Origin of the sequence: Streptomyces nitrosporeus, assembly GCF_008704555.1 — a bacterium.
GTDB lineage: Bacteria > Actinomycetota > Actinomycetes > Streptomycetales > Streptomycetaceae > Streptomyces > Streptomyces nitrosporeus.
Genome location: NZ_CP023702.1, coordinates 1,038,312 through 1,064,548, shown reverse-complemented (window position 1 = coordinate 1,064,548; position 26,237 = coordinate 1,038,312). Strand labels below are relative to the sequence as shown.

Genomic DNA, 26,237 nt, shown 5'->3' with positions numbered 1-26,237 from the left:
ACGGCCGAGGGCGGTACCGGGAACGGTCCGTCATCGGCGGCCGACAACGGTCCGCCAGCGGCGGCCGGGAACGACGGCGCCCGCCCGGCCGGCCCGGACACCGCCTGGGACGGCGGCTGGCGGCGGGTCGCGCCGCCGGTCGTGACGATCGCCCGCTCCTCGATCGGGGTCAGCGACGGACTGCGTTTCCGGTCCCAGCTCGCCTCCTGGCAGAACGTCTCCTTCGGCGGAGAACTCGGCCATGCCGTCATGCCCACCGCACCGGTCGGCCTCATCCACGGTGTGGCGCGGCCGGGCGCCGCCCGCTCCGCCTCTCCCGGCGGCCCCCTGCTCCTGCGTGCCGCGGGCGGGGGCACGGAACAGCTCCAGGACCCGCCGTCCGCCGCCCCGGACCGGCCGGCCGCGCCCGGCCGACGGCCGGCCGGCACACCGCCCAGGGACTCCGCCGGGCTCACCCCGGTGGCCCGGCGGCCCCGCCCGGACGGGGCCGCCGCCCCGTCCGCACCGGCCCCCGCCCAGGGCCCGGGACCCGCACAGGCGCCGGAACCCTCCGGCACCACGGCGGCCCGGACCACCGAAGACAGCGGGCAGGCGGCGACCGGGGTGCCGCGGGCACGGCCGGCCGCCGTCCGCCCCCGGCGCACCGCGCCGCCCCTGACCGTCGCCCGCCGGCCGGTGACGGTCCTGCGGAGCCTTTCCGGCATCGCACCGTCCGCTCCGCCCCCGGCACCCGCACCCGTGCCCGCCGCGAGTACCGGCGACGGCAGGGGCGGCACGGACGTACGGCGTACGGAGGGGGGCCGGACCGCCTCCGGGGAGCCGGGCCCGGCGACCCCGCCGGACCGCTCCGCCGGCCTGCTCTCCGCACCGCCCGCACGCCCCGCTCTGGGCAAACCCATGCGGCACCTGCCTCCCGGCGCGGTACCCCTGACCCCCGGCGGCCCGGCGAACCCGGCGGGCCCGGGGAAGGGCGCACCGTCCGGAGCGGCGGGCCTGCCCGTCGTGCAGCGGCAGACACCGGACACCGCCTCCTCCCCGGCTGCCCCCTCCCCGGCGGCAGGGCCCTCAACCACCGGACCCGCACAGGCCGGACGACCCGGACAGGCCGGGCCCGCAAGGCCCACGGCAGCGGGTCCGAAGCCGCCGGAACGGCACCGGACGACCCGTCAGCAGCCGGCTTCCGGCACCACCCCGCCCCCCGGGCCGGCCGCGCGGACGGGCACGCCCGGAGCTCCGGCGTCCGTCCAGCCGGCACCGGCTTCACCCCGGCCCCCGCACCCGCCTGCGGGCGACGGCCACACCCCGGCGCACCGCACACCCGCCGTCCGGCCCGGAGCACCGGACGCGCAGGCCCGCGCCCGGGGCGGGATCGGCGCGCCCCTGCCCTCGCTCCCGCCGACCGCGGCGACCGGGAACGGTGCCCCCCTGCTCGGCGACCCCCGCCGCACCCGCCCCGCGACCACCGGCCCGAACCCCGGCGGCACACCCGCCGGCGCGCCACAGGCATCCGCGTCACCGAGCCCCGTATCACCGAGCCCCGCGCCGCCGGTGTCCGCGCCTCCCGGTATGCCGGTGCGTTCTCCGGTCCGGCCCGACACCCCCTTCCGGGAGCAGGCCGGCATCCAGCGCGCGGCGCACACCGCCCGTACGCCCGGGTCCGCCACCGGCCCGTCCGCTCCGGCGGCGACCGCCGCCCCGGCCCCGGCCGGTCCGGCCGGTCCGGTACGTGTACGGCGCATCGGCGGGCGAGGGCCGGGCGCGCGGACGCCAGGACCCGCCACCGGTACCCCGGCCCCGGACGCCGGTGCCGCGGGTACGGGCACCACGGGCACGACGGGCACGGGCATCACGGGCACCGGAACCGCCGGTGCCATCAGCCGCTCCGGACCGGTGACACCGGTGGTGCAGCGGTCGCGCGCCCTGCTGTCCGGGCGGTCGCTGACCGTGCGTACCGGGTCGGCGGAGGGCTTCTCCGCCCCCGCCTCCGCTGTCTCCGCCCGGCCGGTCGTGGCGGCGACCTGGCGGCGGGACGCCCCGCAGCAGGCACCCGCCGCGCCGCGCCCCGGCCATGACGGCGCACGCACCGGGGCACGCCGGGACGTGCCGGGCACGCCGCCCGGCCCGGCCGCCGTCCGGCGCGACGCCCACCCCGTCGTATCCGCCCCGCCGCGACGCGACGTGCCGGGCGCCCCCGCACCGGCCGTCGCCCCCGCACCGGGCGTCGCCCGCACCGGCAGCACCGGAAGCCCGGGCGGCCAGGCACACCCGGGAAGTGCCACGGACCGCGGAAGCGCGAGAAGCACCACGGACCACCGAAGTACAGGAACCGCCACGAGCACCGCGAACCGCGGAAGCCGGGTGAGCCCCGGGGGTACCGCGAGCACCGGCGGCGGCCCCGCGGAGGCGGCCCGGCCCCGTCGTGCGTCCGTCCGCTCCCTCGTGCGGATGGTCCAGCGCGCCCCGCGCGGCGCGGCCGGCCCGGCCGTGCCGCTCCCGCCGTCCGGCCACCGCCCGGCAGCGACGGAACCGGCCGGGCCTCCCGCCGCCCGCGCCCCCGGACTCCCGTCCTCCGCACCGGGGTCCACCCCGGGCACCCCCCGTGCCACGGGCGCCCCCTCCACGGCGCGGCTGGTCCCCGTGGTGCGCCCGCACCCGCCCGCGTCCACGCGGCCGGGTCCGGCCGCCGTGCCCGTACAACGCCTCTCGATGCCCGTGGCGCCCGAATCCGCCGGCCCCACCGCGACCGGACCCGCGCCGGGCGGCGGCACCCTGCCCGGCGGGCCGCCCGGGCTGACCGTACGCGCGCCCCGCCCCGCACCCGTCCGGGCGGGGGGGAACCCGGGAGGCGACGGCGCCCAGGGCCGTACGCCCCACACCACCGCGTCACGGAACCGCGCCCCGGACCCGCGCACCCCGGACTCCCGCGCGCAGGCGCTCCAGCGGGCGGTCAACGAGGCCGGGCTCGCCGGGGTCCCGGTACGGGTCACCCAGGCGAAGCCGGCCCGCACACCGGCCGGGACCGGACCGGCCACCACCGGTACGCCGCACGCGGAGCAGGCCCCCGGTGTGGACGTCGAGGACCTCGCCCGCCGCCTGCTCGACCCGGTGAGCAGGCTGATCCGGGCGGATCTGCGCAGAGGACGTGAGCGTTCCGGGCGGCCCTACGACGGCCGCCGCTGACGCCACGGCCCCGCCCGCCACGCAACCCACGGACAGCAGAGAATGAAGAGAAGCACATGACGGACAACATCTTCGCGACGAGCGTGTTCTTCACCCTCGCCATCGGGGGGAGCGACCTCGGGGCCTTCCACACCTGCTCGGGTCTGGGCGCCGAGGTGGAGCTGGAGCAGTACGCCGAAGGCGGCAACAACGGCTTCACCTGGCAGCTGCCGGGACGGATCACCTGGACCAACATCACACTGACCCGCCCGGTCACCGCCGACACGCTGAAGATCGCACGCTGGCTGAACGAGACGACCCAGCGGGTGGAACGCAAGGACGGCGAGATCGTCGCCCTCCGGCCGGACCTCAGCCGGATCATCAGCTGGCAGGTACAGGGCATCGTGCCGGTGCGGTGGCAGGGGCCGTCCTTCGACCCCGCCAACTCCGAGGCGGCGATCGAGACCCTGGAGATCGCTCACGAGGGCCTGACACCTTCCTGATGTGCCGTCGATTTCCGTACGCAGCAACCGATGACAGAGTGGAAAGGGAAGGAGGGACACCATGCCAGGAGCTGCCCGCACGAGTCGGGCCCGTGCCCAGCTGACCATCATGGAACCGCCGGCCGACGTGGGCGCCAAACCGGCCGGCACCCTCGCCCAGCTGACGTTGCAGTTCAACCCGGCGACCCTCTCCCTGTCCAAGAGCACCGAGTGGCGGCGCACCCCCTCCCGGACGGCCGGCGAGTCCGCGCTGCCGGAATTCGTCGGCAGCGGGCCCCGGTCGCTGTCCCTGGATGTCTTCCTGGACGCCACCGCCACCCACGACGACTCGGTGGAGAAAGCCGTCGAACAGCTGATGACGGCCTGTGTGCCCACCCCGAGCAGCCTCGGCCGCAAGAAGCCGTCGAGCCCCTGGGTGCGCTTCGACTGGGGGACGTCCAAGACGACGTCGTTCGACGGCGTACTGACCAGCCTCTCCGTCTCGTACACGCTGTTCGACGTCGACGGGAAGCCGCTGCGCGCCACCTGCTCCCTCTCGATCGAGGAGGCGAGCGTCGACCCGGCCGGCCAGAACCCCACGTCCGGGTCCCGGGAAGCACGCCGTACCCACCGGGTGGTCGCGGGGGACAGCCTGCCCCTGCTCGCCTGGCGCGAATACGGTGACGCCACCGCGTGGCGCACGATCGCCGAGGCCAACGACATCGACGACCCCATGCACCTGGCCCCGGGCCGCGAACTCCTCATACCCGCACTGGACGAACACGCCCCGGAGGGCAACCGGTGACCGCACCCGCCCGTTCCTTCGCCGCCGACCCGATCGTCGAGGCCCCCGGAGAGCTCCCCCAGGCATGGGCGGCCCAGCTGGTGAGCTGCGCGGTCGACGAGAACGTCGGCCTCCCGGACACCGCCGTACTGACGTACCGGGACCCCTACCACACCCTGCTCACCGCCACCGGGATCACCATCGGCACCCCGCTGAAGATCTCGGTGGTGACCGTCCAGGAACGGGCGCGTGAGCGGCTGTTCACCGGTGAGGTCACCGCCCTCGAACTCGACAGCGACACCACCGGCTCGTTCACCGTCGTGCGGGCCTTCTCCAAGGCCCACCGGTTGCAGCGCGGACGGAAGGTGGTGGCCTTCCGCAACATGAAGGCCGCCGACATCGTCCGCAAGGTCGCCGCCGGCGCCGGCCTCGCCTGCGGGAAGGTCGAAGCGGCTCCCGTCATGTACAAGCAGCTCACCCAGCCCAACGTCTCGGACTGGGAGTTCCTCCAGTACCTCGCGGGTGAGAGCGGCGCGCACGTACGGGTGGACGAGAACGGCCTGCTGCAGTTCGTGAAGCCGAAGCCCGCCGCATCGGCGCCGTCCCCCTCCACCTCCGCCACCCGGCATCCGATGGTGCTGGAGTACGGACGCAACCTGCTGGCCCTGAGGGCCGTGCTGACCGGTGCGGACGGCGCGGGCAGCGTCGAGGTGCGCGGCTGGGACGTCGAGACCAAGACACGTCTGGTGGCCCGCGAGCAGTCCGTCCGCAGCACCACCGTGGTCCCCGGGATGAGCCCGTCCACCGCCGCCGGGGCGTTCGGCGCGCAGGCCCGGATGACGGTCGCCGACACCCCCTACCGCTCCCAGGCCGAGGCCGGCGCGGTCGCCGGGGCGGTGGCCGCGCAGGTCAGCTCGGGCTTCGGGGAGATCGAGGCGGTCGCCGAGGGCAACCCCCGGCTGCGGGCCGGGGAACCCGTCGCCCTCGGCAACGTCGGCCCCGCCTTCGCCGGACGCTACACGGCGACCGCCGCCCACCACGTCCTGGACCCCCACGGCGGCTACCGCACGACCGTCCTCGTCAGCGCCGCCCCCGACCGCTCCCTCACCGGGCTCACCGGCGGGGAGGCGCCCGCACGCGGCCCCCGCGTGCCGGGACTCGCGATCGGAGTGGTCACCGACATCCGGGAGGGCAAGGACGAACGCGGCTGGGTCCGGCTCAAGTTCCCCTGGCTCGACGACACCTATGTGACCGACTGGGTCCGTACGGTGCAGTGGGGCGGCCAGGGCGGCGGCGGGGTGTTCAGCCCCGAGGTCAACGACGAGGTGCTCGTCGGCTTCGAGCAGGGACTGCTGGACAGCCCCTACGTGCTGGGCGGCCTGTACAACGGCGTCGACAAGCCGTCACCCCACGACGTGCCCCTGGTCGACGCCACCAGCGGCAAGGTCAACCGCCGTTCGCTGGTCTCCCGTTCCGGCAACCGGATCGAACTCCTGGACACCCCGCGCGGTCCGTCCGGCGTACGGCTCGCCACCGGCGACAGGCAACTGGAGGTCACCCTGGACGAGCGGCGGGGCGAGATCGCGCTGAAGGTGTTCGCCCGCGGCACCTCCCGGGTGCTGAGCTCCCTGTCCCTGGGCCGGTCCGGGATCACGCTCGACGCCGGTACGGGGAACGTGGAGGTGAAGGGGGCCTCGGTGACCGTCAACGGCAAGACCGGAGTCACCGTGGACGGCGGACTGCTCGCCGTCCTCAAGGCCAAGCTCATCCGGATCAACTGACCCCCGACCGCGCCGGAGACGGCACACGTCCCTCACCCAGCAAGGAGAGCAGCAGCCATGCCCCCCGCAGCCCGCACGGGCGACTCCACCCTCCACGGAGGACTCATCGGCACCCCGCCGCCGGGTGCGGTGGCCGTCGCCACCGTGCTGATCGGCGGCCGGCCCGCCGCCGTCACCGGCAGCCTGCACGTCTGTGCCCTCCCCCCGCACGCCGCACTCGGACCGGGGAACCTCGTCCTTCCCTCCCCGGCCGCCGCGGTGTCCGGCGTGGTGCTGATCGGAGGGCTGCCCGCCGCCCGCATGGGCGACTCCACCACCTGCGGCGCCCGCATCGTGAGCGGTGCGCCGAACGTCCTGATCGGAGGCCCGCTGTGAGCGACGGCGGATTCATCGGCCGCGGCTGGGGCTTCCCGCTGCGGGTCGGCGCCACGGGCGGCATCGGCCTGGTCGGGCGGGACCAGGAGATCGAGGAGGCCATCGGCCTGGTGCTCGGCACCGCGCCGGGGGAGCGGCCCATGCGGCCCGAGTTCGGCTGCGGCATCCACGACTACGTCTTCGCGCCCGGAGACGGGTCCACCGCGGGGCGCATCGCCCACGAGGTGCGCACCTCGCTCGAACGCTGGGAACCGCGCATCGAGGTGCGGGACGTGGTCGTCGCCTTCGACACCGTGGAGGAGGGGACCCTCTACATCGACGTGCACTACACCGTGCGGTCCACCAACGACCTGCGCAACCTCGTCTTCCCCTTCTACACCATCCCCTCCTCCGGCGGTTCCGAAGAAGCGGAGGCGCACTGATGGCCCTGCCCTCACCCAACCTGGACGACCGGCGCTTCCAGCAACTCGTCGACGAGGCCAAGCGCTACGTCCAGCAGCGCGCCCCCGAATGGACCGACCACAACGTCTCGGACCCCGGGGTCACCCTCATCGAGACGTTCGCCTACATGGTCGACCAGCTCCTGTACCGGCTGAACCGGGTACCGGACAGGAACTACGCGGCCTTCCTCGACCTGCTGGGCGTCCGGCTGTTCCCGCCCACGGTCGCCCGCGCCGACGTCGACTTCTGGCTGTCCGCCCCGCAGCCGGACACCGTGCTCCTCCCGGCCGGCACGGAGGTCGCCACCGCCCGCGGCGAGACCGAGGAGGCGGTGGTCTTCTCGACCTCCGAGGACCTGGCGATCGTGCCGAGCTCCCTGGCCGGCCTGGTCACCGCGCCCGCGTCCGGCGACCGGACCGACCGCACCGCGCCCCTCGGCGCGGGCAAGGACATCCCCTGCTTCCAGTCCAGGCCGGAACCGGGTGACGCCCTGATGTTCGGGCTGCCCACCGCCGTACCCCGGTGCATCGTCGCCGTACGCCTCGACAGCAGGGTGGAAGGCATCGGCGTCGACCCCCGCCAGCCGCCGCTGGTGTGGGAGGCGTGGGACGGCGCCCGCTGGGTGCCCTGCCTGACCGGGACCGACAGCACCGGCGGGCTGAACAGGCCCGGCGAGGTGACCGTGTTCGTACCCGCCGGGCACACGGAATCGGTGACGGCCGGGATCCGGGCCGGGTGGCTGCGCTGCCGGGTCACCGCGCCCGAACCGGGCCAGCCCTTCTACTCGGAGTCGCCGACGATCCGGGAGGCCGAGGTGTTCACCGTCGGAGGCACCGCCGGCGTCGAACACGCCGAGACCGTCCACGACGTGCCGCTCGGCGTCTCCGAAGGGGTCGCCGGGCAGACGTTCTCCGTACGCCGGGTGCCGATCCTGCTCGACGGGGAGCCGCCGGTCGTCCAGACGTCCTCCGCCCAGGGCTGGCAGGACTGGACCCCGGTGGAACACTTCGGGGCCTCGTCCCCGGACGACCGGCACGTGCTGATCGACGCGGTCACCGGCGAGTTCGCCTTCCCGCCGGAGGTGCGCGAGGCGGACGGAACGATGCGCGCCTACGGGGCGGTACCCCCCAAGGGCGCCCAGCTCCGCGTCCCCCGCTACCGGACGGGCGGCGGGGCCGCCGGGAACGTCGCCCGCGGCGCCATCCGCGTCCTGCGCAGCTCGGTGCCGTACGTCGCCGGCGTCGACAACCGGGAGGCGGCCCGCGGAGGGGTGGACGGCGAGAGCGTCGAGAACGCCAAGGCGCGCGCCCCCCACATCCTCCGGGTCCAGGAGCGGGCGGTCACGGCCGGGGACTACGAGGTCATCGCCCGCGAGGCCGCGCCCTCGCTGCGCAGGGTCCGCTGCCTGCCCGCCGTCGCCGGTGAAGGCGGCGCGGTGCGGGTCCTGGTGGTACCCGACGCGGTCGCCGACCCGGGCGGCCGGCTGCGGTTCGAGCAGCTGATCCCGCCCGACCAGGTACTGGCGACGGTCGCCGAACGGCTCGACGAACGGCGGCTGGTCGGCACCCGGCTGGTCGTGGAACCGCCCGCCTACCAGGGCGTCACCGTGGTCGCCAGACTGGTGGCGGCCGACGGCGACGTGGACCGCGTCCGCGCGGAGGCGCTCGACGCCCTGTTCCGCCACATCGACCCGCTGCACGGCGGTGCGGACGGAACGGGCTGGCCCTTCGGCAGGCCGGTGCAGTACGGCGAGGTGTTCGCCGTACTGCAGAACGTGCGCGGGGTCGGCCTGGTGGAGGAGGTCCGGCTGTTCCCCGCCGACCCCATCACCGGACGCAGGGGAGCGGCGGCGGAGAGGATCGACGTCGCGGCGAGCGCGCTGGTCTTCTCCCACCAGCACCAGGTCGTCGTCACCGCGGGCGGGCCGGGGGAGGGCGCATGACCAGGGCCGCGGTCCCCGGCCTCCCCAGCCGGTACCCGATCGGCGGGCTGCTGCCCGCGCTGTACGCCGACGACGACCTCGCCCAGCGGTTCACCGCGGGCCTCGACACCGTCCTGGCGCCCGTCCTGTCCACCCTCGACAACCTCCCGGCCTACTTCGAGCCCGCGTTGACCCCGGACGACTTCCTGCCCTGGCTGTCGTCCTGGGTGGGGGCCGACGCCGACGCCGCATGGCCGGTGGAACTGCAGAGGGCCGTCGTCGCCCGCGCCGTCGAACTCCACCGGTGGCGCGGGACCCGCCGCGGTCTCACCGAACACCTCCGGCTCTGCTTCGGCGTGGAGGCCGACATCCAGGACGGCGGCGGCGCCGCCTGGTCCTCGGAGCCGGGAGCCGAACTCCCCCCGGCCCCGACCGGAGAACTGCTGGTACGGGTCCGGGCACTGGACGGCGGCCCGGTGGACGCGGCCCGCGTCCTGGGCGTCGTCCGGGCCTCGTGCCCCGCCCACCTCACCTGCCGGGTGGAGATCCTGCCGGGCACACCGGACGAGACAGGAGACTGACGTGACGCGCTCATGTCCGGCATGCGGCGCCGCCAACGGCGAGGACGAGGACTTCTGCGTCAGCTGCGGCACCTACCTGGGCTGGTCCTCGGCCAGGCCGGCACCGGCAGTTCCCGCCCCCATACCTGATGCCTCGTCATCTCTGTCGGAGGCGACGGCGGAGGAGCCCGGCAGCGGGCCCGACGGGCCGGTGGCGGAGGACGACGGTCCGGCCGCGGACACCGGCGGCCCCCGGCCCGGGGAACCGGCCTCCGCACGGCCCGACTCGGGCACATCCGCCGCCCCGGGCGCGGCCACGGCTCCCGCTCCGGGGGCGGGTTCAGCCCCGGGCGCGGGATCCGCTCCGGGCACGGGATCGGCCACAGGCGGGGGTACGGCTTCCACCCCGGCCACGGGGCCCGCTCCGGGTGCGGGTTCAGCCCCGGACCCGGGATCCGCTCCGGGCACGGGTTCCGCTCCGGGCACGGGTTCCGCTTCGGATTCCGGGGCGCGTCCCGTTCCGCCTCCGGCCCCGGCCCCGACCCCGAACGGGCCCTCGGCCCCGGAGTCCGGCGAGCCACCGTCACCGCCACCTTCACCGGCCCCGGACATCCATGCCCCGGCCCCCGGCGCGCACCCCCCGGCCCCCGTTCCGGCGGTGGCCTCTCCGCCTGCTCCGGGCACGGGTACTCCACCCCGGCCCCCGGCCCCTCCGGCGGGGACGCCCGCCGCCGGAGCCGGTACCACCCCGCCCGAGACCGGGCAGCCGGAACCGGCCGGTCCACCCGCCCGCCCCGAACGAGCAGGGACCTCCGCTTCCGGTTCCGCCAGGGGCTCCGGGGCCCCGGCCTCCAGGGTGATCCGCACCGCACCGCCTCAGGCCCCCGGCACCCCGCCCGCGCCGGGTTCTGCCCCCCGGACCGAACCGGCGGGCGGGACGCCGAACAGGCTGGGCGCGTCCGGTACATCCGGCCCCGCCGCGTCCCGGGGGACGCCGGAACAGGCGCCCCCTCCGGCCCGCGACCCGGGCCCGGCCAGGCCTGCCCCCGTACGGCCGGCGCCGCCCGCTCCCGTACGTCCGGCGCCGCCCGGACCGGTACGACCGCGTCCGCAGGCGGAGGAGGAACCCGTGGGCGCCGTACGGCCCGCCGTTCCGGTCGCCCCGCGTCCTGTCGTCCGGCCCGTGGCGGCGGACGACGAGCCGGCCGGTCCGCCCTGCCCGGCATGCGGTGCCCCGAACGGGCCGGAGCGCACCTTCTGCCGCCGCTGCGCGGCTCCGCTCAAGCCCCGCCCGCAGGCGGAGGCGCTGCCCTGGTGGCGTACCAGGTGGCCCTTCGCCCGGCGCAGGGTGCGGGCGGGCTCGGGGCGTCTGCTGCGGGGAAGCCTGCTGGCCCTGGTGGTCGTGGGCGTCCTGGTCGCGGGCTTCCTCCTCGTACCGGCCGGGCGCTTCGTCTTCGAGGACGTGCGCGACAAGCTCGGCGGCACGGCGGAGATCGGCCCGGAGAACGTCACCGCGAGCGCCGTCACCCCCGGGCACCCCGCGGATGACGCCGTGGACGGTCTCTCCAACACCTACTGGGGAGCGCCCGGTACCGGCGCCTCGCTGACCGCGGCCTTCGACAAGCCGTTCCGGCTGGTCGGTGTCACCGTCCGCCCCGGGGTCTCGGCGAAACCCGAGAAGTTCCGGCAGGGCGCCAGGCCCACCCGGGCCGAACTGCTCATCACGACCGAGGACGGCAAGACCCACGAGCAGACCATGAAACTCAGCGACAAACCGGGCCCCCAGACGGTACGGATGGGCATCAGCGACGTCGTCTCCGTCCGGATCGTCCTGCGGGAGGCCGCCGGCGAGGGCGACGGGCGGCCGATCGCCGTCGGCGAGATCGCGTACTTCAAGCGCACCTGACGCGGCACCGGGACCGGCAACGACGACGGCGGCACCCCCCTCACGCACGGCCGCCGGGCCGGGCCGGGCCGGGAAGACATGAGCTTTCCGGCCCAACCCGGCCCCGTGCAAGCGTCCTTGGCGGCTGGTTATCCTGACGGCATGACCTCCCCGCTTCCCGAGCCGGCTTCCCGGCCCGCCCCCTCGGCACAGCTCCGCGCCTCGCACGACGACCGGGACGCGGTGGTGGAACAGCTACGCGACGCGGCGGCGGAGGGGCGCATCGACCTCGACGAGCTGGACACGCGGGTGGGGCAGGCGCTCACCTCCAAGACCTATGCCGAACTGGCCGCCCTGACCGCCGATCTGCCCGGCGCCCGGCTCCCGGCGGACCTGCCCGGCGCCCAGCCTTCGAAGGACCTGCCGCCCCTGCTGCTCAAGGGCGGTATGCACGGCACGTCCCGGGGCCCCGGGCGCTGGGAGGTCCCGGGGCACGTGATCGCGCACGGAGGCATGGGCGGGGTGAAGATCGATTTCACCCGGGCAGAGTGCCGTTTCGCGGAGGTCCTGGTGGAGGCGTACGGAGAGATGGCCGGCGTCACGATCGTCCTCCCCGACTCCTGGGCCGTGGAGACCGGCGGCATGGACCCGGGCGTCGGCGGCCTGAAGGACAGGACCACCACCGACCGGTCCCCGGGGACCCCGCTGATCCGTCTCACCGGCACCGGCGGCATGGGCGGTGTCGTCGTCCGCCACCCCAACCGCTGGGAACGCCGCAAACTGCGGGACAACCCGGCGCAGGCCTGACCGGACGGCGTATCAGCGCGGTACGCGCCGGAGGTGTACCCGCACCTGGGCCCCTCGGGGCCCGGACCCTTCCCCGGGTACCGCCCAGTGCGGATCGCGGCCCCCGTCCGCGGGCGCCGGCGCCGGTCCGGGGCGTCCGGTCCCGGCGAGCCGGCACGGCACGGGGCCGGTGCACGGGGCGCTGCCGTGGTGGAGTGCGTCAGCTCCCGGCCGGGGCGAGGGCTCGGGGGAGGCGTAGCCGGAAGCAAGCTCCGAGGGTCTGTGGGACGAGGGTGAGGGTGCCCCGGTTGCGGTGGGCCAGGTCACGGGCGATGGCGAGGCCCAGGCCGGTGCCGCCGTGGTCGCGGGAACGGGCGTCGTCGAGCCGGACGAAGCGTTCGAAGACGCGCTCGGCGTCCTCGGCGGGCACGCCCGGTCCGTCGTCGTGCACCGTGAGGACGACCCAGGTGTCCTGGTTCTGGACCGTGACCTGGATGCGGTGTGCGGCGTGGCGGGCGGCGTTGTCGATGAGGTTGCGCAGCAGCCGTTCGTATGCGCCGGGGTTCCCGTGCACGTGTGCGGGGGCGGTGCTGTCGCAGGTGAGGGTCAACGGCCTTTCGGTGAGCGGGTACTGCTCGGTCAGCCGGGAGGCGAGGGCTGCCAGGTCGACGGTTTCGGGTCCGGCCGCGGGGGCGCGGGTGTCGAGGCGGGCGAGGAGCAGCAGGTCTTCGGTGAGGGCCTGGAGCCGGCGGGTCTGCCGGGCGGCGGTGGTGACCGCGGCGGGCCAGTCGGTGCGCTCCGGATAGGCGAGCGCGACCTCCAGGCTGGCCAGCAGGGTGGTGAGGGGGCTGCGCAGTTCGTGGGCGGCGTCCGCGACGAAGCGGCGTTGCCGGGCGGCGGCGTTGTCGAGGCGCTGGAGGGTGGTGTTGATGGTGGTGGCCAGGGCGGTGATCTCGTGTCCCGTGGCGGGGACGGTGACACGTTCGCGAGGATCGCTCGGGGTGACCGAGGCGGTGAGGACGCGGATGGCCTCGACCGGTCGCAGCGCGATACGGACGGCGAAGTAGGTGACGGCGGCGATCAGTACGAGGCCGACGAGCCCGGCCCGCAGCAGACGGCGGTCGGTGGCCTCGGTGATCGCCCCGGCGATGTCCTCGGCCGCGTGCGGGAGCACCACCACGTAGACCCGCAGCTGGGCGTCGGAGGCGATGCCCAGAGCGGCCACTCTGTCGCTGCTCAGCTCATCGGCCCTGACATCGTCGTACATGACCGGGTAGGTCCCGCCGTCCTCGCCGAACAGGTCCCCGGGCTCGGCGCCGGGGCGCGCCGGTATGCGCATGGGGCGGGTCGCGTAGCCCCAGCCCGTCCCGTCGTCCGGTGGGGGAGCGGGCAACACGGCCTTCGGCGGGGCGGGCAGCACATGGCGGGCGCCGGGACCGAACTCCTCCATGCCTCCGCCGTAGGCGACAGCGGCACGGCGGCCGGTCGCGACGACCTCGTACGGCACAGTGCTCCGGCGAACGGGGACCACACCGTCCTCCAACTGGTCGACGAGAGCCAGGAGCCGTTCCTGCGCCTGCCCTTCGGCGATCCGCGAGCTCTCGTGGTAGACGTCGCGGTGTACCCACCAGCCGGTGCCGGCCAGGATCACGGCGGAGGCTGCCGCGGTGGCCAGGGCGGTGCGGGCTCGTACCGAACGCGGCCACCAGAGGCGTCGCGGTTCAGTCGCGTTCACGGTCGTCCACCAATCGGTAGCCGGTGCCCCGTACGGTCTGCAGGGACTGCCGGTGGAACGCGGCATCCACCTTCTTGCGGAGGGCGCTGACGCGCGCCTCCACCAGATTGGGATCCTGTGCTTCGTCGGGCCACGCGTGATAGAGCAGATCCGTTTTGGAGACCGCCTGGCCCGCTCTGCGGGCCAGCAGTTCCAGCACGGCGAACTCCCTGGGCGTGAGTTCCACCCGGGCCCCGGCCCGGCGGCAGACCCGGCCGGCGACGTCCAACGAGAGGTCGCCCACGGCGAGGACGGGCGGGGCGGCCGTGGCGGCCCGTCTGACCAGGGCCCGCAGCCGTGCGACGAGCACCACGTAGGAGAAGGGTTTGACCAGGTAGTCGTCGGCCCCCGTGTCCAGCGCCTCTGCCTGGTCCCACTCCCCGTCCTTGGCGGTGAGCACCAGGATGGGGGTCGCGTTGTTCTCCCGGCGCAGCTGGGCGCAGACCTTGTAGCCGTTGAGTCCGGGCAGCATCAGATCCAGTACCACAAGGGCGTATTCGCCGGTCCGGGCCATCCACAGCCCCTGCCGGCCGTCATGGGCGAGGTCGACGCTGTACCCCTCGGCGGTCAGACCGGTGTGCAGGGTGCGGGCGAGGTCCACCTCGTCTTCGACCACCAGGATGCGCATGTGGTGCAGCCTCGCACAGCGCCGGCCCGGCTTCCTGATCGGCCGGTCAGGTCGGGTCAGCAACCGGTCAACGAGGTCCGGGCACGCTGGCGGAGTCTCTTCGCCGCTGCTGAAAGGCCCTGCCGCCGATGCCCGTTGACGAACGTGCCCCCGCCGTACTCAGGACGGTTCCCCCTCCCGTGCCCGCCCATCGGCGCTCCCCGGGCCCGGCCCGGGCCGTCGTCGTCCTCGCCCCCTTGGCGCTGACCCTCGTGCTGGGGCTCTGGGGCATCCGCAGGGAGGACACCATGTGGGGGGACGAGTCCGTCACCCATCAGCTCGCGCACCGCGACCTTTCGCAGATATGGCTCACCGCCCGGCACGTCGATCTGGTCCACGCCCTCTACTACACCGTGATGCACGGGATGTACGGACTCTTCGGCGGCGGGCTGCTGACGTTGCGGATGCCGTCCGTGCTTGCCATGTCCGTGGCGGCGAGCGGCATCGGGCTCCTGGGACTGCGCCTGGCGGGGCCCCGCGCCGGACTGCTGGCCGGGCTGGTGTTCCCGCTCCTTCCCCAGGTACAGAAGTACGCGCAGGAAGGCCGCTCGTACGCCATGGTCTGCGCCCTGGTCACCTGGGCCACCTACGCGCTCGTGGCCGGCGTCCCGCACCGCGCCCGCCGGCGGTGGGCGGTCTACGGCGCCACCATGCTGCTGGCCTGTCTGCTCCACGAGTTCGCCGTCCTCGCCCTGGTCGCCCACGGCGTCACACTGGCCGTCTCCCGTGTTCCGCGACCGGTACTGAGGGCCTGGGGTGCGGCCGCCGCGTGTGTGGTGGCCGGGCTGCTGCCGCTGGCGGTCCGGAGCGCGGGGCAGTCGGAGCAGGTGTCCTGGATCGAGGGGCCGGTGCGGCTCCACTATTTCCTGGTCGTGGCGGTCCTGGGCCTGGTGTGTGCCCGAGTACCCCTGGAGGTGCGGCGGCCCGTGCGGCTTTCCGCGCTGGCTGTGCCGATTCTTGTGCTCCCGGGGCTCCTGCTGCTGCTCGCCTCCCTGGTCAAGCCTCTTTTCGTCGACCGGTACGTGGTCTACAGCAATATCGGAGCGGCCTTGCTGCTGGGTGCTTTGCTGGACCACCTCCACCGGCGGCGGCGCTCTCCCCTTCTCACGTGGACCGCGGCGGTGGCCGTGCTGGCCGCCCTCGTCCCGCCGAGCATGTCGCTGAGGACTCCCCAGAGCCGAAGCGACGACGTCACCGCCATCGGCGCCACCGTACGCGAGGAAGGCCGTCCCGGCGACGGGCTGCTCTATCTCTCCGGCCGGCACCGGATCCTGACCGGGGCCGATCCCGAGGACACCCGCTCCCTGACAGACCTCGCCCTGGCACAGGATCCCGTTTCGTCGCACACACTTGCGGGCATCGAGCTTCCCGCCCGGGAAATCGCCGCGCGCATGCTGGAGTTCGACCGGATCGTCGCGGTCCGCGCGGCAGGTGCGCACCCGTCGGCCGACCCGCGGGAGGAAGCGAAGACGAGCACCCTGCGGCGCCACTTCCACGAGTACGGAACAACCCGTGTGAACGGAGCGCGCGTCACCGTCTACGTCCGGGGCCGCGCCCCGTCCCCGAAGACCGGTACCGGACCCGACGGCCCGGGAACGAGCGGTGGGACGACGAGGTGACCGCTGCCGGTACCGGCACCACCGCCGTCACGTCGTCCGGCCCGGAAGCCGGACCCCGGCCGCGCGGCGTCGCCGTCCCGACACCCCGCGCGGGTCACGGACCCTGGGCACCTTCCGCCAGGCGGTCCTGGTGCCGCGCCGGACTCCGTCCCGGGCGTCACCGCCACCGAGCTCAAGGAACGCCGGTGCACCCACAGGCACATCACCGTGAGCCCCAGCCGGACGCCGCCCTGCCATCCAGCACGGCGAACGGCCCGGCAAAGGTTTCCGGTCACGGCATCAGGAGCACGGGAAGCCCCGTCGGGACAGGACGACCGCATGGGTCCCCTGCCCCGACGGGGCTCGGCCGGCCGGGCGGCGGGTCACCGGCGCCCGGCCGAGGCCGGTGCGTGCGGTGCTCCCCGGCTCAGCCGAAGTTCACGTCGCTGCACCACATGTAGGCCTGGTCGAGGTGCGAGGCCTGCCAGATCACGAACAGGACGTGGTGTCCGGAGTAGCCGGAGGTCTGGACGGGGAACGTGATGTCCTGTGCCGGGGCGTAGCTGCCGGTCTGCGTGATGAAGTCGAGGTTGCCCCAGCCCAGGGTCTGGGTCGTGGGGTTGAAGCCCTGCTTGCTCACGTAGACCTTGAAGTAGTCGGCACCGTGGGACGCCTGGTCGCGCAGGTGGACCGAGAAGTTGTTGCCGACGGTGGTGGTCTTCCACTGTCCGGGCTTGTCCAGGCTGGCGTTCCGCGAGAGGTTGTTGCTGCAGAGCGTCCCGTCGGGGGTCCGGGCCTGGAACTGACCGCCGAGTCCGTCGCGGAGCGCGCTCATCCAGTTCCACATGGTGTCGGCGTTGGCCTGGAAGGCCTGCCAGCACATGGGGTCCTGGGTCTGCATGGCCGGGTTCGTGTGGTTGCTGCCCCAGGTCTTCCAGCACTGGTAGGCGCGGGAAGCGGGCTCGACGATGGTGCCGTGGGCCTGGGCGGGGGCCGACCAGGTCAGTGCGCCGGCGATCAGGGCGAACAGCATGACGAGTGCCTGGAGGGGCCTGCGGAGGAACGACCGCGAACGCCCGGCCAACGGATTCTGTTTGCGCATGGGGGGAACTCCTTCCAGTTGCAAGACTGTTATGGGAGCGCTCCCAACGGTACGACTTCCAAGTGAAATGTCAATGAAACAAACGGAGTTGACCGCAAGGCCGACGGCGACCAGGGAATCTGCCGGGAGCCGGGAGCCGACTCTCGGCGGCGGTGGCGCCGGCGGTGGGGATCCTGCGCCGGTGCGGAAGCGTGCGTACATCCCGCCGGGCGGCGGAAGGCTCCGCGGGGCCCGGCGCGACGGGTTCTCCCGGCGCCTCCTGATCCCGAAGGCGTCTCCTGATTTCGCGAGGGCTCTGGCGTTCTCACTTCGACTGTGCTCCCCTGGAGACACAAAGACGCAGAAGTTGTTTCATTGTACCAAGCCGTAGACCGCAGCGCTGAAGGACTCAAGGAGGAGTCAGGGCTATGGAGGGACTCGGTAGGCGCAAGATGCTGATGGCGGGCGGGGCCCTGGGGGTCGTGGGAGCGCTGGGGGCGGCTTCGCCTGCCGGCGCGCGGCCCCTGTGGACGTGGGCCCCGAGCGCGTCGATCGCGGGTACGGGAAAGGGCCTCGACCCGGAATGGGTGTGGGACGAGGAAGCCGATCCGGTACTCGCCGCGGTGATCGAGCGCGGCGACGTGGCCAGGGTCAACACACTGCTGAAACGGTGGACCCGGAACGACCAGGCGCTGCCCGCCGGACTTCCGGGAGACCTCAAGGAGTTCATGGAGCACGCCCGTCAGATGCCGTCCTGGGCCGACAGGGCGAAACTCGACCGTGCCGCCCGGTTCAGCAAGACCAAAGGCATCTACGTCGGGGCTCTGTACGGCCTCGGCAGCGGCCTGATGAGCACGGCCATCCCCAGGGAGGCGCGCGCCGTCTACTACTCCAAGGGCGGTGCCGACATGAAGGACCGCATCGCCAAGACCGCGCGGCTCGGTTACGACATCGGGGACCTGGACGCCTACCTGCCCCAGGGCTCGATGACCGTGACGGCCGTGAAGACCCGCATGGTGCACGCCGCCGTGCGCCACCTGCTGCCGCAGTCGCCCGGCTGGTCCGGGACGAGCGGCGGCCAGACGATCCCGATCAGCCAGGCCGACATCATGGTCACCTGGCACAGCCTGGCCACATTTGTCATGCGCAGGATGAAAGAGTGGGGGGTCCGGATCAACGCCGCCGACTCGGAGGCGTACCTGCACGTGTGGCAGGTGAGTGCGCACATGCTCGGTGTCAGTGACGAGTACATCCCCGCCACCTGGGACGCGGCCTACGCCCAGTCCAAGCAGGTCCTCGACCCAATCCTCGCGCACAGCCCCGAGGGGGAGGCGCTGACCAACGTCCTCCTCGGCATAGTGGCCGAACTGGACGCCGGTCTGACGCGCCCTCTGATCAGCGCGTTCACCCGCTACACGCTGGGCAGCGACATCGGCGACATGATCGGCCTGTCCAAGCAGCCGGTCCTGGAGAAGCTGATAGCGTCCGCGTGGCCGCTGCTGGTCGCCTTCCGTGAGGGTCTGGTCCCCCTGCCCGCGGTCCCGGCTGTCCTGTGGACGCTGGAGGAAGCGATTCGCAAGTTCGTCCTGCTCTTCCTCTCCGAAGGCCGTCCCATCGCGATCGACATCCCGGACGTCAACCGGCCGCTCTGAACGGCTCGGGCATCCACCGCCGGTGCACCGAGCCACCACCCCTGCCAGGGGCGGCACCTTCCGCCGCCCCTGGCAGCCCCCACCACCACAGTCGGAGCCGATCCGCACCACGCAGCCATCGACAAGAACGCGCCGGACCGGAACGCGCCGGACAGGAACGCGCCGGACCGGAACGCCGGGACGAGTCCTCCGCCGGCCACCCGGACGCCCGGTCGCCCGGCCATGTGCTGCCTGCTGAAAGGCACGAGGGAGAGGAGAGAGCCGGTGCACGGTGATGACGTCGCGGCTCAGCAGCCCGCCACGACCCGCGCCTTCGAGAGGCGCCGGTTTCTGGGGTTCGTCCTGGCAGCACCGACCTTGGTGACTGCCGCCGAACTCGTACCGGCCGGACAGGCCAGGGCTGACGTGCCCTCGCCCGACATCACGGAACTGATCGACCTCAACGACGTCATGACCTTGGCGGCCCTGCCGACCTCCGGCCTGATCACGGTCCGGGTCCACACGGACGGCACGGTGTCCTTAGCGTTGCCGCGGGCAGAGGTGGGGCAGGGCATCACCACCTCGACGGCCATGCTGATCGCCGAGGAAATGGACGTGCCCCTCGACAAGGTACGGGTCACCCTGGCCGACGCACGGCCGGAACTCGTGTTCAACCAGCTCACCGGCGGGTCCAACACGACCGTTGCGACCTACACCCCCGTCCGGGTCGCCGCCGCCATCGCGCGCGGGCGGCTGCTGGAGGCCGCGGCGGCCGTCCTCGGGGCCGCGCTCACCGAAGTCGGCATCAGAGCGGGCGTGGTCACCGGTCCTTCGGGCAGGAGCATCGGCATCGGCGAGCTGGCCGAGAGGGCCGCAGCCCTGCGGACGCGGCAGGTCAGCACCGAACTCAAGCCGTCCAGCCGGTTCACGGTCATCGGCACTCCGCAGCGCCGCATCGACGCCCTCGACGCGGTCACCGGACGCAAGAAGTTCGCGATGGACCTCACCGTTCCGGGCGCCGCCCCCACCATGGTGTGCCGTCCACCGACGATCAACGGAAGGGTCGGGTCGGTCGCCAACGCCGATGAGGTCCGGGCCATGCCGGGTGTCACCGACATCGCTGTGATCACGACGGGCGTGGCCGTGCGGGCCCGGACCTTCGGCCAGTGCATCGACGCCGTACGCGCCCTCCGCGTGTCGTGGAAGCCCGGCAGCGCGCAGGGCAAGTCCGACGAGTCCGTACTGAAGGAACTGGCGAGCGCGGAGCTTCCCCTGGGGTCCTTGCCGCTGACCCCGAGCGTGGAGGGCAGGTTCACCTTCCACTTCCGCAGCAACAGCGCGCTGGAGACCAACTGCGCCATCGCCGACGTGCGGTCCGACCGTGCCGAGGTCTGGTCCAGTCTCAAGGCGCCCATCGTCGCGAAGGAGACGATCGCGGCCGGACTCGGACTGCCGCTGGACGCGGTGACGGTGCACGTCACCGAAGGCGGCGGATCCTTCGGACGCAAGCTCTTCTTCGACGCGGCCCTGGAAGCCGTCGAGATCTCCGAGAAGATCGGCAAACCGGTCAAACTCATGTGGCACCGGGCTGACGACTCCCGCCAGGGGCGCACCCACCCCATGGCCACCTCACGCGTCCGCATCGCCTACGCCGGGAACACCGTCCTCAGCTACCGGCAACGCCACACCAGCGTGGCCACCGACCTCAGCCACGGTTTCGGAGAGATCTTCACCGCCCTGGCGGCGAAACTCCCCGTGGCCGGCCTCGGGTTCTCCGAGACGTTCTTCCAGCTCTCCCAGTCGATGCCGTACGACTTCGGCGTCAACAGCCGGCTCCTGAACGAGACCGACAAGAGCTTCAACACCGGCAGCATGCGCAACGTCTACTCTCCCGACGTCACGTGCGCCCGGGAACTCGTCATCGACAGACTGGCGTCGAAGACGGGAAGGGACCCGTACCGCCTCCGGCGCGACTTCCTCAAGGACGACCGGTCGATCGCGGTTCTGGAGAAGGCCGCCGATGCGGGACGCTGGGGCCGGCCCATGCCCGACGGCACGGCGCAGGGCATCGCGCTGCACTCCGAATACCACTCCGTCAGCGCGGTCCTGGTGGAGATCGACTGCCGGCCCGAGACGGTCAGCCGGCCGATCCGCGACGGCGTCGCAGGACCGCGCGTCACCAAGGTCGTCATCGCGGTGGACGCCGGCCTCACCGTCAACCCCCGCGGACTGGAGGCGCAGATGATGGGCTGCGCCATGGACGGCATCGCGCTCGCCCTGACCTCGAGCCTGCATCTGCGCGACGGGTACTTCCTGGAAGCCAGCTGGGACAACTACTTCTACACCCGGCAGTGGAACACGCCACCCGAGCTGGACGTCATCATCATGCCGGACACCACGGGCAAGCCCGGCGGCGCGGGAGAGCTGGGCGTCGCCGCGTCCATGGCCGCGGTCGCCTGCGCGTACGGCCGCGCGACCGGAAAGATGCCCACCACCTTTCCCATCAACCACGGCACGCTCTCCTTCGACCCCAAGCCGGCCGTCCCGCCCGTTCCCCAGTCCCCGACCGACGGTCTGGACCACGCCTTCTGATACGAGGAGCCCCCCGTGCCCGAACACACATTCCGCCTCAACGGTGAGCAGGTGACCGTCGACATCGCCGGTGACGTGCGGCTGCTGTGGGTGCTGCGCGACGTCCTGGGTGTCACCGGCCCCAAGTACGGCTGTGGCATCAACGTCTGTAAAGCGTGTACCAGCCATCTCAACGGCAGGGCGGTCAATCCCTGCGCGATTTCCGTAGGGGACCTGGACCCGGCCGACGAAGTCACGACGATCGAAGGGCTTCCGGGCACGGTGGGCGCAGACCTGCACCCCATGCAACAGGCGTGGCTCGACCAGGACGTCGCCCAGTGCGGCTACTGCCAGCCCGGCCAGATCATGGCGGCCGTCGCCCTCGTGCGCCGAGCCGCGGAGGAAGGCCGGGAGATCACCGACACCGACCTCGACGGCATCCGCAACATCTGCCGCTGCGGCACCTACGTCCGTATCCGTGAAGCCATCAGGGCCGGTGCCAGGAAGATGTGACGGCGAAGGCTCCCCCGGCTCGCCCTCCCCTGTTCGCCCCCCTCGGTTCGCCCTGCGGCTCGCTCCACGCACGGACGCCGGAGAGCCGCTGCCGGCGGTTGACTTCGAGGATCGCCGGGACGGGTAAGACCTCACGCTGTGCGGTCCACGGCGCGCGAAGGACACGCACCGCGAGTGGCGCCCGAACCGAGCCGGCCGGGAGCTTCACCCGGCGGGCCTGGTCCAGGCGGGGCCGGAGGCCGACAGGCGGTAGGCGGCCACCGAGACGGCGACGAGCAGGAGCAGGACGAGAACGAGGATGTGGAGGAGTTCGGCGTGCCCCAGGAGCAGGGCTCCGGCAAGGGCTCCGAGGAACATGGCGAGCACGGAAAGAACGCGCCGGCCGGGCCGGGGGGTGGGCCCGCCGGCAGGGGAGGAGTCCGCGGCCAGTCCCGTCAGGGTGAGGGTCAGGACGGTGGTGGTCAGGTCCGGGACCCCGAGACGTCGTGCGACGGCGTTCTGCATGCCCATGGCGATGCCGAGCAGCACGATCAAGGTGTAGCGGGCCGGGCCGGTCACCTCGCCGTGTGCGAGGACCAGCGCGCCCACCGACCCGGCGACCAGTACGGCCTGGAGGGCGGTGGCCGTGGCCAGCAGCCGGCCCCGGTGTGCGGCGAACCGGGTGCCGAACCGCCCTCCCGCCAGTGCTCCGACGAGGAAGGACCCCATCGAGACGAGGGACGCCGCTACGGACAGGCCGGGCGCGCCCGCCAGGGCGAAGCCCAGGAAGACCACGTTGCCGGTCATGTTGGCGACGAAGACCCGCCCGAGAGCCAGATAGCTCACGGCATCGATGAGGCCGGTCACCACCGTCAGCACAAGCATCAGAGGCGGCAGCGGGCCGTGCCTGTCGTCCTTCGGGGGGACGAATGTGTGGGCGGCGTCAGTCAGCAGCCTTCGCATGTCGCGTCCTTTCCTTCGTCGTCCCGTCGTTCATCGCGGGACCGTTCAGCAACGTGCGGGTGAGCAGTCCGCTGACCGGGCCGATACCGATCGCCGATACCGAGACCCACAGCGGCCAGGGGGCCTGCCCGAGGAGGTGGTCGAGGGACCAGCGTCCCGGGCCGGTGAGGGCCACGGCCGCAGAGGCGGCGACGAGCACCAGCGGGTACTCGTAGCCGTCGTTCTGCACCCACAGCCCCTTGTGCCACTTGACGGTGCCGGCCACCGTCATCACTCCCATGGCGGCCATGGCTGCCAGGGGGGTGAGGAGGCCGGCCGCCAGGAACAGGCCGGCACCGATCTGGCTGCCGCCCGCGGCGAGAGCGGTGAGCCTTCCGCCGCGGAAGCCGTCCCGGCGGAACTCCTCGGTTCCGCCGGCCAGGCCGTCGCCTCCCAGCCGGTGACTGACCTTCTGCACTCCGTGCCCGGCGATGAGGAGCCCCACCACCAGCCGGAGGACCAACAGTCCGCTGTCCATCGCGCTGTGCCCGTCCCTGACGTCCGTTGTCGATCGTGTGGAGCGCGTCAGCCGGCGGCGTGCTCGCCGATGACGGCCTGGGCGTAGACGACCCCGAGCCCGTAGGTGCCGCCGTGCTCCTTCACGACGTCCATGACCGGCATGTACGTCTCCGTACGAGCCCAGTCACGCTGCAGTTCGAGGAGCACCTGCACCCAGGTCACCGGCACCACGCCGGCCTGGACCATCCGCTGGACGGCGTGCTCGTGAGCCTGGGGGCTGACGCCGCCGGAGGCGTCGGTGACGACATAGACCTCGTAGCCCTGGGCGAGCGCGGACAGGGCGGGCAGCACGACGCAGACCTCGGTCCACAGGCCGGCGATGACCAGCTTCCTGCGGCCGGTGGCCTTGACGGCCTCGACGAAGGCCCCGTCCTCCCAGGCGTTCATCGTGCTGCGGTCGATGATCTCCTGACCGGGGAAGACGTCCGCGAGCTGCGGCATGAGCGGGCCGGAGAAGGACTCGGCGGCCACGGTGCTCAGGACGGTGGGGACGTCGAAGACCTTGGCGGCCTTCGCCAGACCCACCGTGGCGTTGATGATCGCGGTGCGGTCGCCGCTGCCGGTGCCGAAGAACATCTGCGGCTGGTGGTCGACGAACAGCACCGCGCAGTTGTCGGGCGTCAGCAGGTCAGGGCTGGGAGCAGCGGTGACCTCGGCCGTGTTGACCATGGGAATGCCTTTCCTTCGAAGGGTGGCGGTCGCGGACGGTCGTCTGCGACCAGGGAAAGAAGATCTTGGGGCCAGGCGGTCGCGTAGGCCCGGCTCAGAAGAAGCAGGGGTCGAGGACCGGGCCGCCGGTCTCGGGGACGGGACCGCGGCGGGCGCGCCACCGGCGGTGCAGTTCCGACTCGGCGGCGGCCTCGCCGAGGAGCTCGGCCTGGCGGACTCCCGACCTGCCCCGGGCCGGTGTCGCCTGGTAGCCGCCGAAGTGCGCCACCGGGCTCCACTCCGGTGTCACCGCAGGCAGCAGCTCGTCGATGCCCTCGTATGCGCCTGCGGCGTAGACGATGCGGCCGCCGACGACCGTCAGCAGGGCCTCGATGTGCGCGATCTCCGGGTCGGGAACCGTGAAGTAGTCCTCCGACAGCACGGTGAGGTCTCCGAGGAAGCCCGGGCGCAGGACGCCCTTGAGGTCCTGCTCGCCGGTGAGCGCGGCACCGGCCGTGGTGAACATCCCCAGTGCCGTCTCCCGGTCGACCCTGTTGTGCGGCGGGTGGATGGTCAGGTCGCCGACCGTACGGCCGGTGACCAGCCAGTGCAGTGCGATCCAGGGGTTGTACGAGGAGACACGGGTGGCGTCGGTGCCGGCGCCCACGGTCAGGCCACGGTCCAGCATCGCCCGGACCGGCGGTGCGTCCGCGGCGGCTCCGATTCCGTAGCGGCGGACGAACGCCTCGCCCTGGAAGGACAGCCGGTTCTGTACCGACATGGCTCCGCCGAGGGAGACGATGCGGTCGAGGCTGTCGGCCGACACGGTCTCCGCGTGGTCGAACAGCCACCGGTTCCCGCCGGGGAAGAGACCTTCAGCGGCGAGCTTCTCGAACACGGCCAGGTCACGGCGGATGGTCTCGTCGTAGGTGGCGTGCAGGCGGAAGCCCCAGCCGTTCTCCATGAGGAGGCGTACGGCCTTCTCGAACTCCACCTCGTAGTCGGGGGTGTGTTCGGGGCGCGGCTCGGCGAAGTTCTCGAAGTCCGCCGCCGCCCAGGTGAGGTTCTCGCCGGCGCCGTTGAGGCGGAGCCATTCGTCTCCGTCCTCGGGCCGGACCATGCCGATCCAGCGGGTGAGGTCGTCGATCTCCTGGCCGGCGGTCTGGGGGAACAGGTGGTAGGCGATGCGCAGGGAGAGCTGCCCCTCCCTGGCCAGTTCCGTAACCGTCTCGTAGTTGTCGGGGAAGTTCTGGAACCCGCCCGCCGCGTCGATCGCTGACGTGAGCCCGAACCGGTTCAGCTCCCGCAGGAAGTGCCGGGTGGACGTCTTGCGGTGTTCCTCGTCCAGCACCGGCGCCTTGGCCAGGGTCGAGTAGAGGATCAGGGCGCTCGGAGCCGCCAGCAGCATGCCCGTGGGTTCGCCGTCACGCCCCCGCATGATCTGCCCGCCCCGTGGATCGGGGGTGTCCCTGCCGTAGCCCGCGGCCTTGAGCGCCGCACGGTTGAGGATCGCGGACTGGTACAGGTGCAGGACGAAGACCGGGGTGTCCGGGGCAGCGGCGTTGAGTTCTGCGACCGTGGGCAGCCGCCGTTCGGCGAACTGCTCGGCCGACCAGCCACCGACCACCCTGACCCACTGGCCCTCCGGGGTGCGGGCCGCCTGCTCCCGCAGCATCGCCAGGCCCTGGCGCAGGGTGCGGACACCGTCCCAGCGGAGTTCCAGCACGTAGTTGAGGCCGCCGCGGATCACGTGCAGATGAGCGTCGTTGAGACCGGGGATCATCCTGCGGCCGAGCGCGTCGACCACCCTCGTGGCGGGACCGACCTGTCCGGCCACGTCCTTGTCACCGCCGACGACGGTGATGACGCCGTCGCGGATGGCGATCGCCTCGGCCTGCGGCAGACGGGGGTCACCGGTATGGATCTTGGCATTGCGGACGACGAGGTCCGCCGCATCGTCGGTGGCGCGGGGAACCAGCCCACCTACCGGCATCGTGGACACCTTCGGACAACCTCCTGCGGGGCGTACAGCGTGGGATTCGGGTCAAGACCGCGCGAAAGCCGGGTGCGGACACCGGCG

21 protein-coding genes are annotated in these 26,237 nt (G+C 73.0%); 14 read left to right on the top strand and 7 right to left on the bottom strand.

The features are described 5' to 3' along the window. Positions 1 to 2,706 precede the first annotated feature (2,706 nt). The 10 genes from CP967_RS04635 (at position 2,707) to CP967_RS04585 (ending at position 12,195) form a co-directional block, all read left to right on the top strand. Positions 2,707 to 3,180, top strand: a complete 474-nt coding sequence (locus CP967_RS04635; protein WP_229888373.1) for a hypothetical protein — start codon at positions 2,707 to 2,709, stop codon at positions 3,178 to 3,180. 56 nt (positions 3,181 to 3,236) lie between these two features. Then, positions 3,237 to 3,662 carry a phage tail protein gene (locus CP967_RS04630; protein ID WP_150486707.1) on the top strand — a complete coding sequence of 142 codons (426 nt, stop codon included), beginning with the start codon at positions 3,237 to 3,239 and terminating at the stop codon, positions 3,660 to 3,662. A gap of 61 nt (positions 3,663 to 3,723) precedes the next feature. Continuing rightward, entirely contained in the window at positions 3,724 to 4,446 is a 723-nt protein-coding gene (locus CP967_RS04625) for a CIS tube protein (RefSeq protein ID WP_150486706.1), read from the top strand. Then, positions 4,443 to 6,206 (top strand): VgrG-related protein, encoded by a 1,764-nt coding sequence (locus CP967_RS04620; RefSeq protein ID WP_150486705.1) that lies wholly within the window; start codon positions 4,443 to 4,445, stop codon positions 6,204 to 6,206. The genes CP967_RS04625 and CP967_RS04620 overlap by 4 nt, the downstream gene beginning before the upstream one ends. Positions 6,207 to 6,263: 57 nt before the next feature. Further along, positions 6,264 to 6,581 (top strand): PAAR domain-containing protein, encoded by a 318-nt coding sequence (locus CP967_RS04615; RefSeq protein ID WP_150486704.1) that lies wholly within the window; start codon positions 6,264 to 6,266, stop codon positions 6,579 to 6,581. Continuing rightward, a complete protein-coding gene (locus CP967_RS04610) occupies positions 6,578 to 7,003 on the top strand; it encodes a GPW/gp25 family protein (RefSeq protein WP_150486703.1) in 426 nt (141 codons plus the stop codon). The genes CP967_RS04615 and CP967_RS04610 overlap by 4 nt, the downstream gene beginning before the upstream one ends. After that, positions 7,003 to 8,964, top strand: a complete 1,962-nt coding sequence (locus CP967_RS04605) for a putative baseplate assembly protein (RefSeq protein ID WP_150486702.1) — start codon at positions 7,003 to 7,005, stop codon at positions 8,962 to 8,964. Before CP967_RS04610 ends, CP967_RS04605 begins: the two co-directional genes overlap by 1 nt. Further along, positions 8,961 to 9,524, top strand: coding sequence for a phage tail protein (locus CP967_RS04600; protein WP_150486701.1), 564 nt, complete (start codon positions 8,961 to 8,963; stop codon positions 9,522 to 9,524). The genes CP967_RS04605 and CP967_RS04600 overlap by 4 nt, the downstream gene beginning before the upstream one ends. Before the next feature lie 1,108 nt (positions 9,525 to 10,632). Then, positions 10,633 to 11,409, top strand: a complete 777-nt coding sequence (locus tag CP967_RS04590) for an NADase-type glycan-binding domain-containing protein (RefSeq protein ID WP_150491701.1) — start codon at positions 10,633 to 10,635, stop codon at positions 11,407 to 11,409. A gap of 141 nt (positions 11,410 to 11,550) precedes the next feature. Next, entirely contained in the window at positions 11,551 to 12,195 is a 645-nt protein-coding gene (locus CP967_RS04585; RefSeq protein ID WP_150486700.1) for a DUF1707 SHOCT-like domain-containing protein, read from the top strand. A gap of 199 nt (positions 12,196 to 12,394) precedes the next feature. Here CP967_RS04585 and CP967_RS04580 read toward each other — a convergent pair whose 3' ends face one another. Then, on the bottom strand, positions 12,395 to 13,909 hold the full coding sequence (locus tag CP967_RS04580) for a sensor histidine kinase (RefSeq protein WP_150486699.1): 1,515 nt from the start codon (positions 13,907 to 13,909) through the stop codon (positions 12,395 to 12,397). Beyond that, the gene (locus CP967_RS04575; protein WP_150486698.1) at positions 13,896 to 14,576 is read right to left on the bottom strand and encodes a response regulator transcription factor; all 681 of its coding nucleotides are present in this window, start codon (positions 14,574 to 14,576) and stop codon (positions 13,896 to 13,898) included. The genes CP967_RS04580 and CP967_RS04575 overlap by 14 nt, the downstream gene beginning before the upstream one ends. A gap of 128 nt (positions 14,577 to 14,704) precedes the next feature. Between CP967_RS04575 and CP967_RS04570 the strand changes: the two genes are divergently transcribed. Beyond that, positions 14,705 to 16,234 (top strand): glycosyltransferase family 39 protein, encoded by a 1,530-nt coding sequence (locus CP967_RS04570; RefSeq protein WP_150486697.1) that lies wholly within the window; start codon positions 14,705 to 14,707, stop codon positions 16,232 to 16,234. A 406-nt stretch (positions 16,235 to 16,640) separates the two neighbouring features. Here CP967_RS04570 and CP967_RS04565 read toward each other — a convergent pair whose 3' ends face one another. Next, a complete protein-coding gene (locus CP967_RS04565; RefSeq protein ID WP_483030201.1) occupies positions 16,641 to 17,315 on the bottom strand; it encodes a lytic polysaccharide monooxygenase auxiliary activity family 9 protein in 675 nt (224 codons plus the stop codon). 407 nt (positions 17,316 to 17,722) lie between these two features. Between CP967_RS04565 and CP967_RS04560 the strand changes: the two genes are divergently transcribed. From CP967_RS04560 to CP967_RS04550, 3 genes are all read left to right on the top strand, one after another. Next, entirely contained in the window at positions 17,723 to 18,946 is a 1,224-nt protein-coding gene (locus CP967_RS04560; protein WP_150486696.1) for an oxygenase MpaB family protein, read from the top strand. A gap of 222 nt (positions 18,947 to 19,168) precedes the next feature. Then, entirely contained in the window at positions 19,169 to 21,517 is a 2,349-nt protein-coding gene (locus CP967_RS04555) for a molybdopterin cofactor-binding domain-containing protein (protein ID WP_150486695.1), read from the top strand. A 15-nt stretch (positions 21,518 to 21,532) separates the two neighbouring features. Continuing rightward, positions 21,533 to 22,009, top strand: coding sequence for a (2Fe-2S)-binding protein (locus CP967_RS04550; protein ID WP_150486694.1), 477 nt, complete (start codon positions 21,533 to 21,535; stop codon positions 22,007 to 22,009). A gap of 204 nt (positions 22,010 to 22,213) precedes the next feature. Here CP967_RS04550 and CP967_RS04545 read toward each other — a convergent pair whose 3' ends face one another. The 4 genes from CP967_RS04545 to CP967_RS04530 form a co-directional block, all read right to left on the bottom strand. Beyond that, a complete protein-coding gene (locus tag CP967_RS04545; protein WP_150486693.1) occupies positions 22,214 to 22,951 on the bottom strand; it encodes a YoaK family protein in 738 nt (245 codons plus the stop codon). Then, on the bottom strand, positions 22,932 to 23,468 hold the full coding sequence (locus CP967_RS04540; RefSeq protein WP_150486692.1) for a DoxX family protein: 537 nt from the start codon (positions 23,466 to 23,468) through the stop codon (positions 22,932 to 22,934). The genes CP967_RS04545 and CP967_RS04540 overlap by 20 nt, the downstream gene beginning before the upstream one ends. A 47-nt stretch (positions 23,469 to 23,515) precedes the next feature. Beyond that, a complete protein-coding gene (locus tag CP967_RS04535) occupies positions 23,516 to 24,178 on the bottom strand; it encodes a hydrolase (RefSeq protein WP_150486691.1) in 663 nt (220 codons plus the stop codon). Between the two features lie 94 nt (positions 24,179 to 24,272). Continuing rightward, positions 24,273 to 26,150: an amidohydrolase gene (locus tag CP967_RS04530; protein ID WP_229888375.1), complete on the bottom strand. Its 1,878-nt coding sequence runs from the start codon at positions 26,148 to 26,150 to the stop codon at positions 24,273 to 24,275. Positions 26,151 to 26,237: the final 87 nt, after the last annotated feature.

What these genes read in the sequence shown, in the direction of transcription:
- CP967_RS04635 (WP_229888373.1), top strand. Translation starts at nt 2,707, where the DNA reads ATGCCCGTGGCGCCCGAATCCGCCGGCCCCACCGCGACCGGACCCGCG.
- CP967_RS04630 (WP_150486707.1), top strand. Translation starts at nt 3,237, where the DNA reads ATGACGGACAACATCTTCGCGACGAGCGTGTTCTTCACCCTCGCCATC.
- CP967_RS04625 (WP_150486706.1), top strand. Translation starts at nt 3,724, where the DNA reads ATGCCAGGAGCTGCCCGCACGAGTCGGGCCCGTGCCCAGCTGACCATC.
- CP967_RS04615 (WP_150486704.1), top strand. Translation starts at nt 6,264, where the DNA reads ATGCCCCCCGCAGCCCGCACGGGCGACTCCACCCTCCACGGAGGACTC.
- CP967_RS04605 (WP_150486702.1), top strand. Translation starts at nt 7,003, where the DNA reads ATGGCCCTGCCCTCACCCAACCTGGACGACCGGCGCTTCCAGCAACTC.
- CP967_RS04600 (WP_150486701.1), top strand. Translation starts at nt 8,961, where the DNA reads ATGACCAGGGCCGCGGTCCCCGGCCTCCCCAGCCGGTACCCGATCGGC.
- CP967_RS04585 (WP_150486700.1), top strand. Translation starts at nt 11,551, where the DNA reads ATGACCTCCCCGCTTCCCGAGCCGGCTTCCCGGCCCGCCCCCTCGGCA.
- CP967_RS04575 (WP_150486698.1), bottom strand. Translation starts at nt 14,576, where the DNA reads ATGCGCATCCTGGTGGTCGAAGACGAGGTGGACCTCGCCCGCACCCTG.
- CP967_RS04570 (WP_150486697.1), top strand. Translation starts at nt 14,705, where the DNA reads ATGCCCGTTGACGAACGTGCCCCCGCCGTACTCAGGACGGTTCCCCCT.
- CP967_RS04565 (WP_483030201.1), bottom strand. Translation starts at nt 17,315, where the DNA reads ATGCGCAAACAGAATCCGTTGGCCGGGCGTTCGCGGTCGTTCCTCCGC.
- CP967_RS04560 (WP_150486696.1), top strand. Translation starts at nt 17,723, where the DNA reads ATGGAGGGACTCGGTAGGCGCAAGATGCTGATGGCGGGCGGGGCCCTG.
- CP967_RS04555 (WP_150486695.1), top strand. Translation starts at nt 19,169, where the DNA reads ATGTGCTGCCTGCTGAAAGGCACGAGGGAGAGGAGAGAGCCGGTGCAC.
- CP967_RS04545 (WP_150486693.1), bottom strand. Translation starts at nt 22,951, where the DNA reads ATGCGAAGGCTGCTGACTGACGCCGCCCACACATTCGTCCCCCCGAAG.
- CP967_RS04540 (WP_150486692.1), bottom strand. Translation starts at nt 23,468, where the DNA reads ATGGACAGCGGACTGTTGGTCCTCCGGCTGGTGGTGGGGCTCCTCATC.
- CP967_RS04535 (WP_150486691.1), bottom strand. Translation starts at nt 24,178, where the DNA reads ATGGTCAACACGGCCGAGGTCACCGCTGCTCCCAGCCCTGACCTGCTG.
- CP967_RS04530 (WP_229888375.1), bottom strand. Translation starts at nt 26,150, where the DNA reads ATGCCGGTAGGTGGGCTGGTTCCCCGCGCCACCGACGATGCGGCGGAC.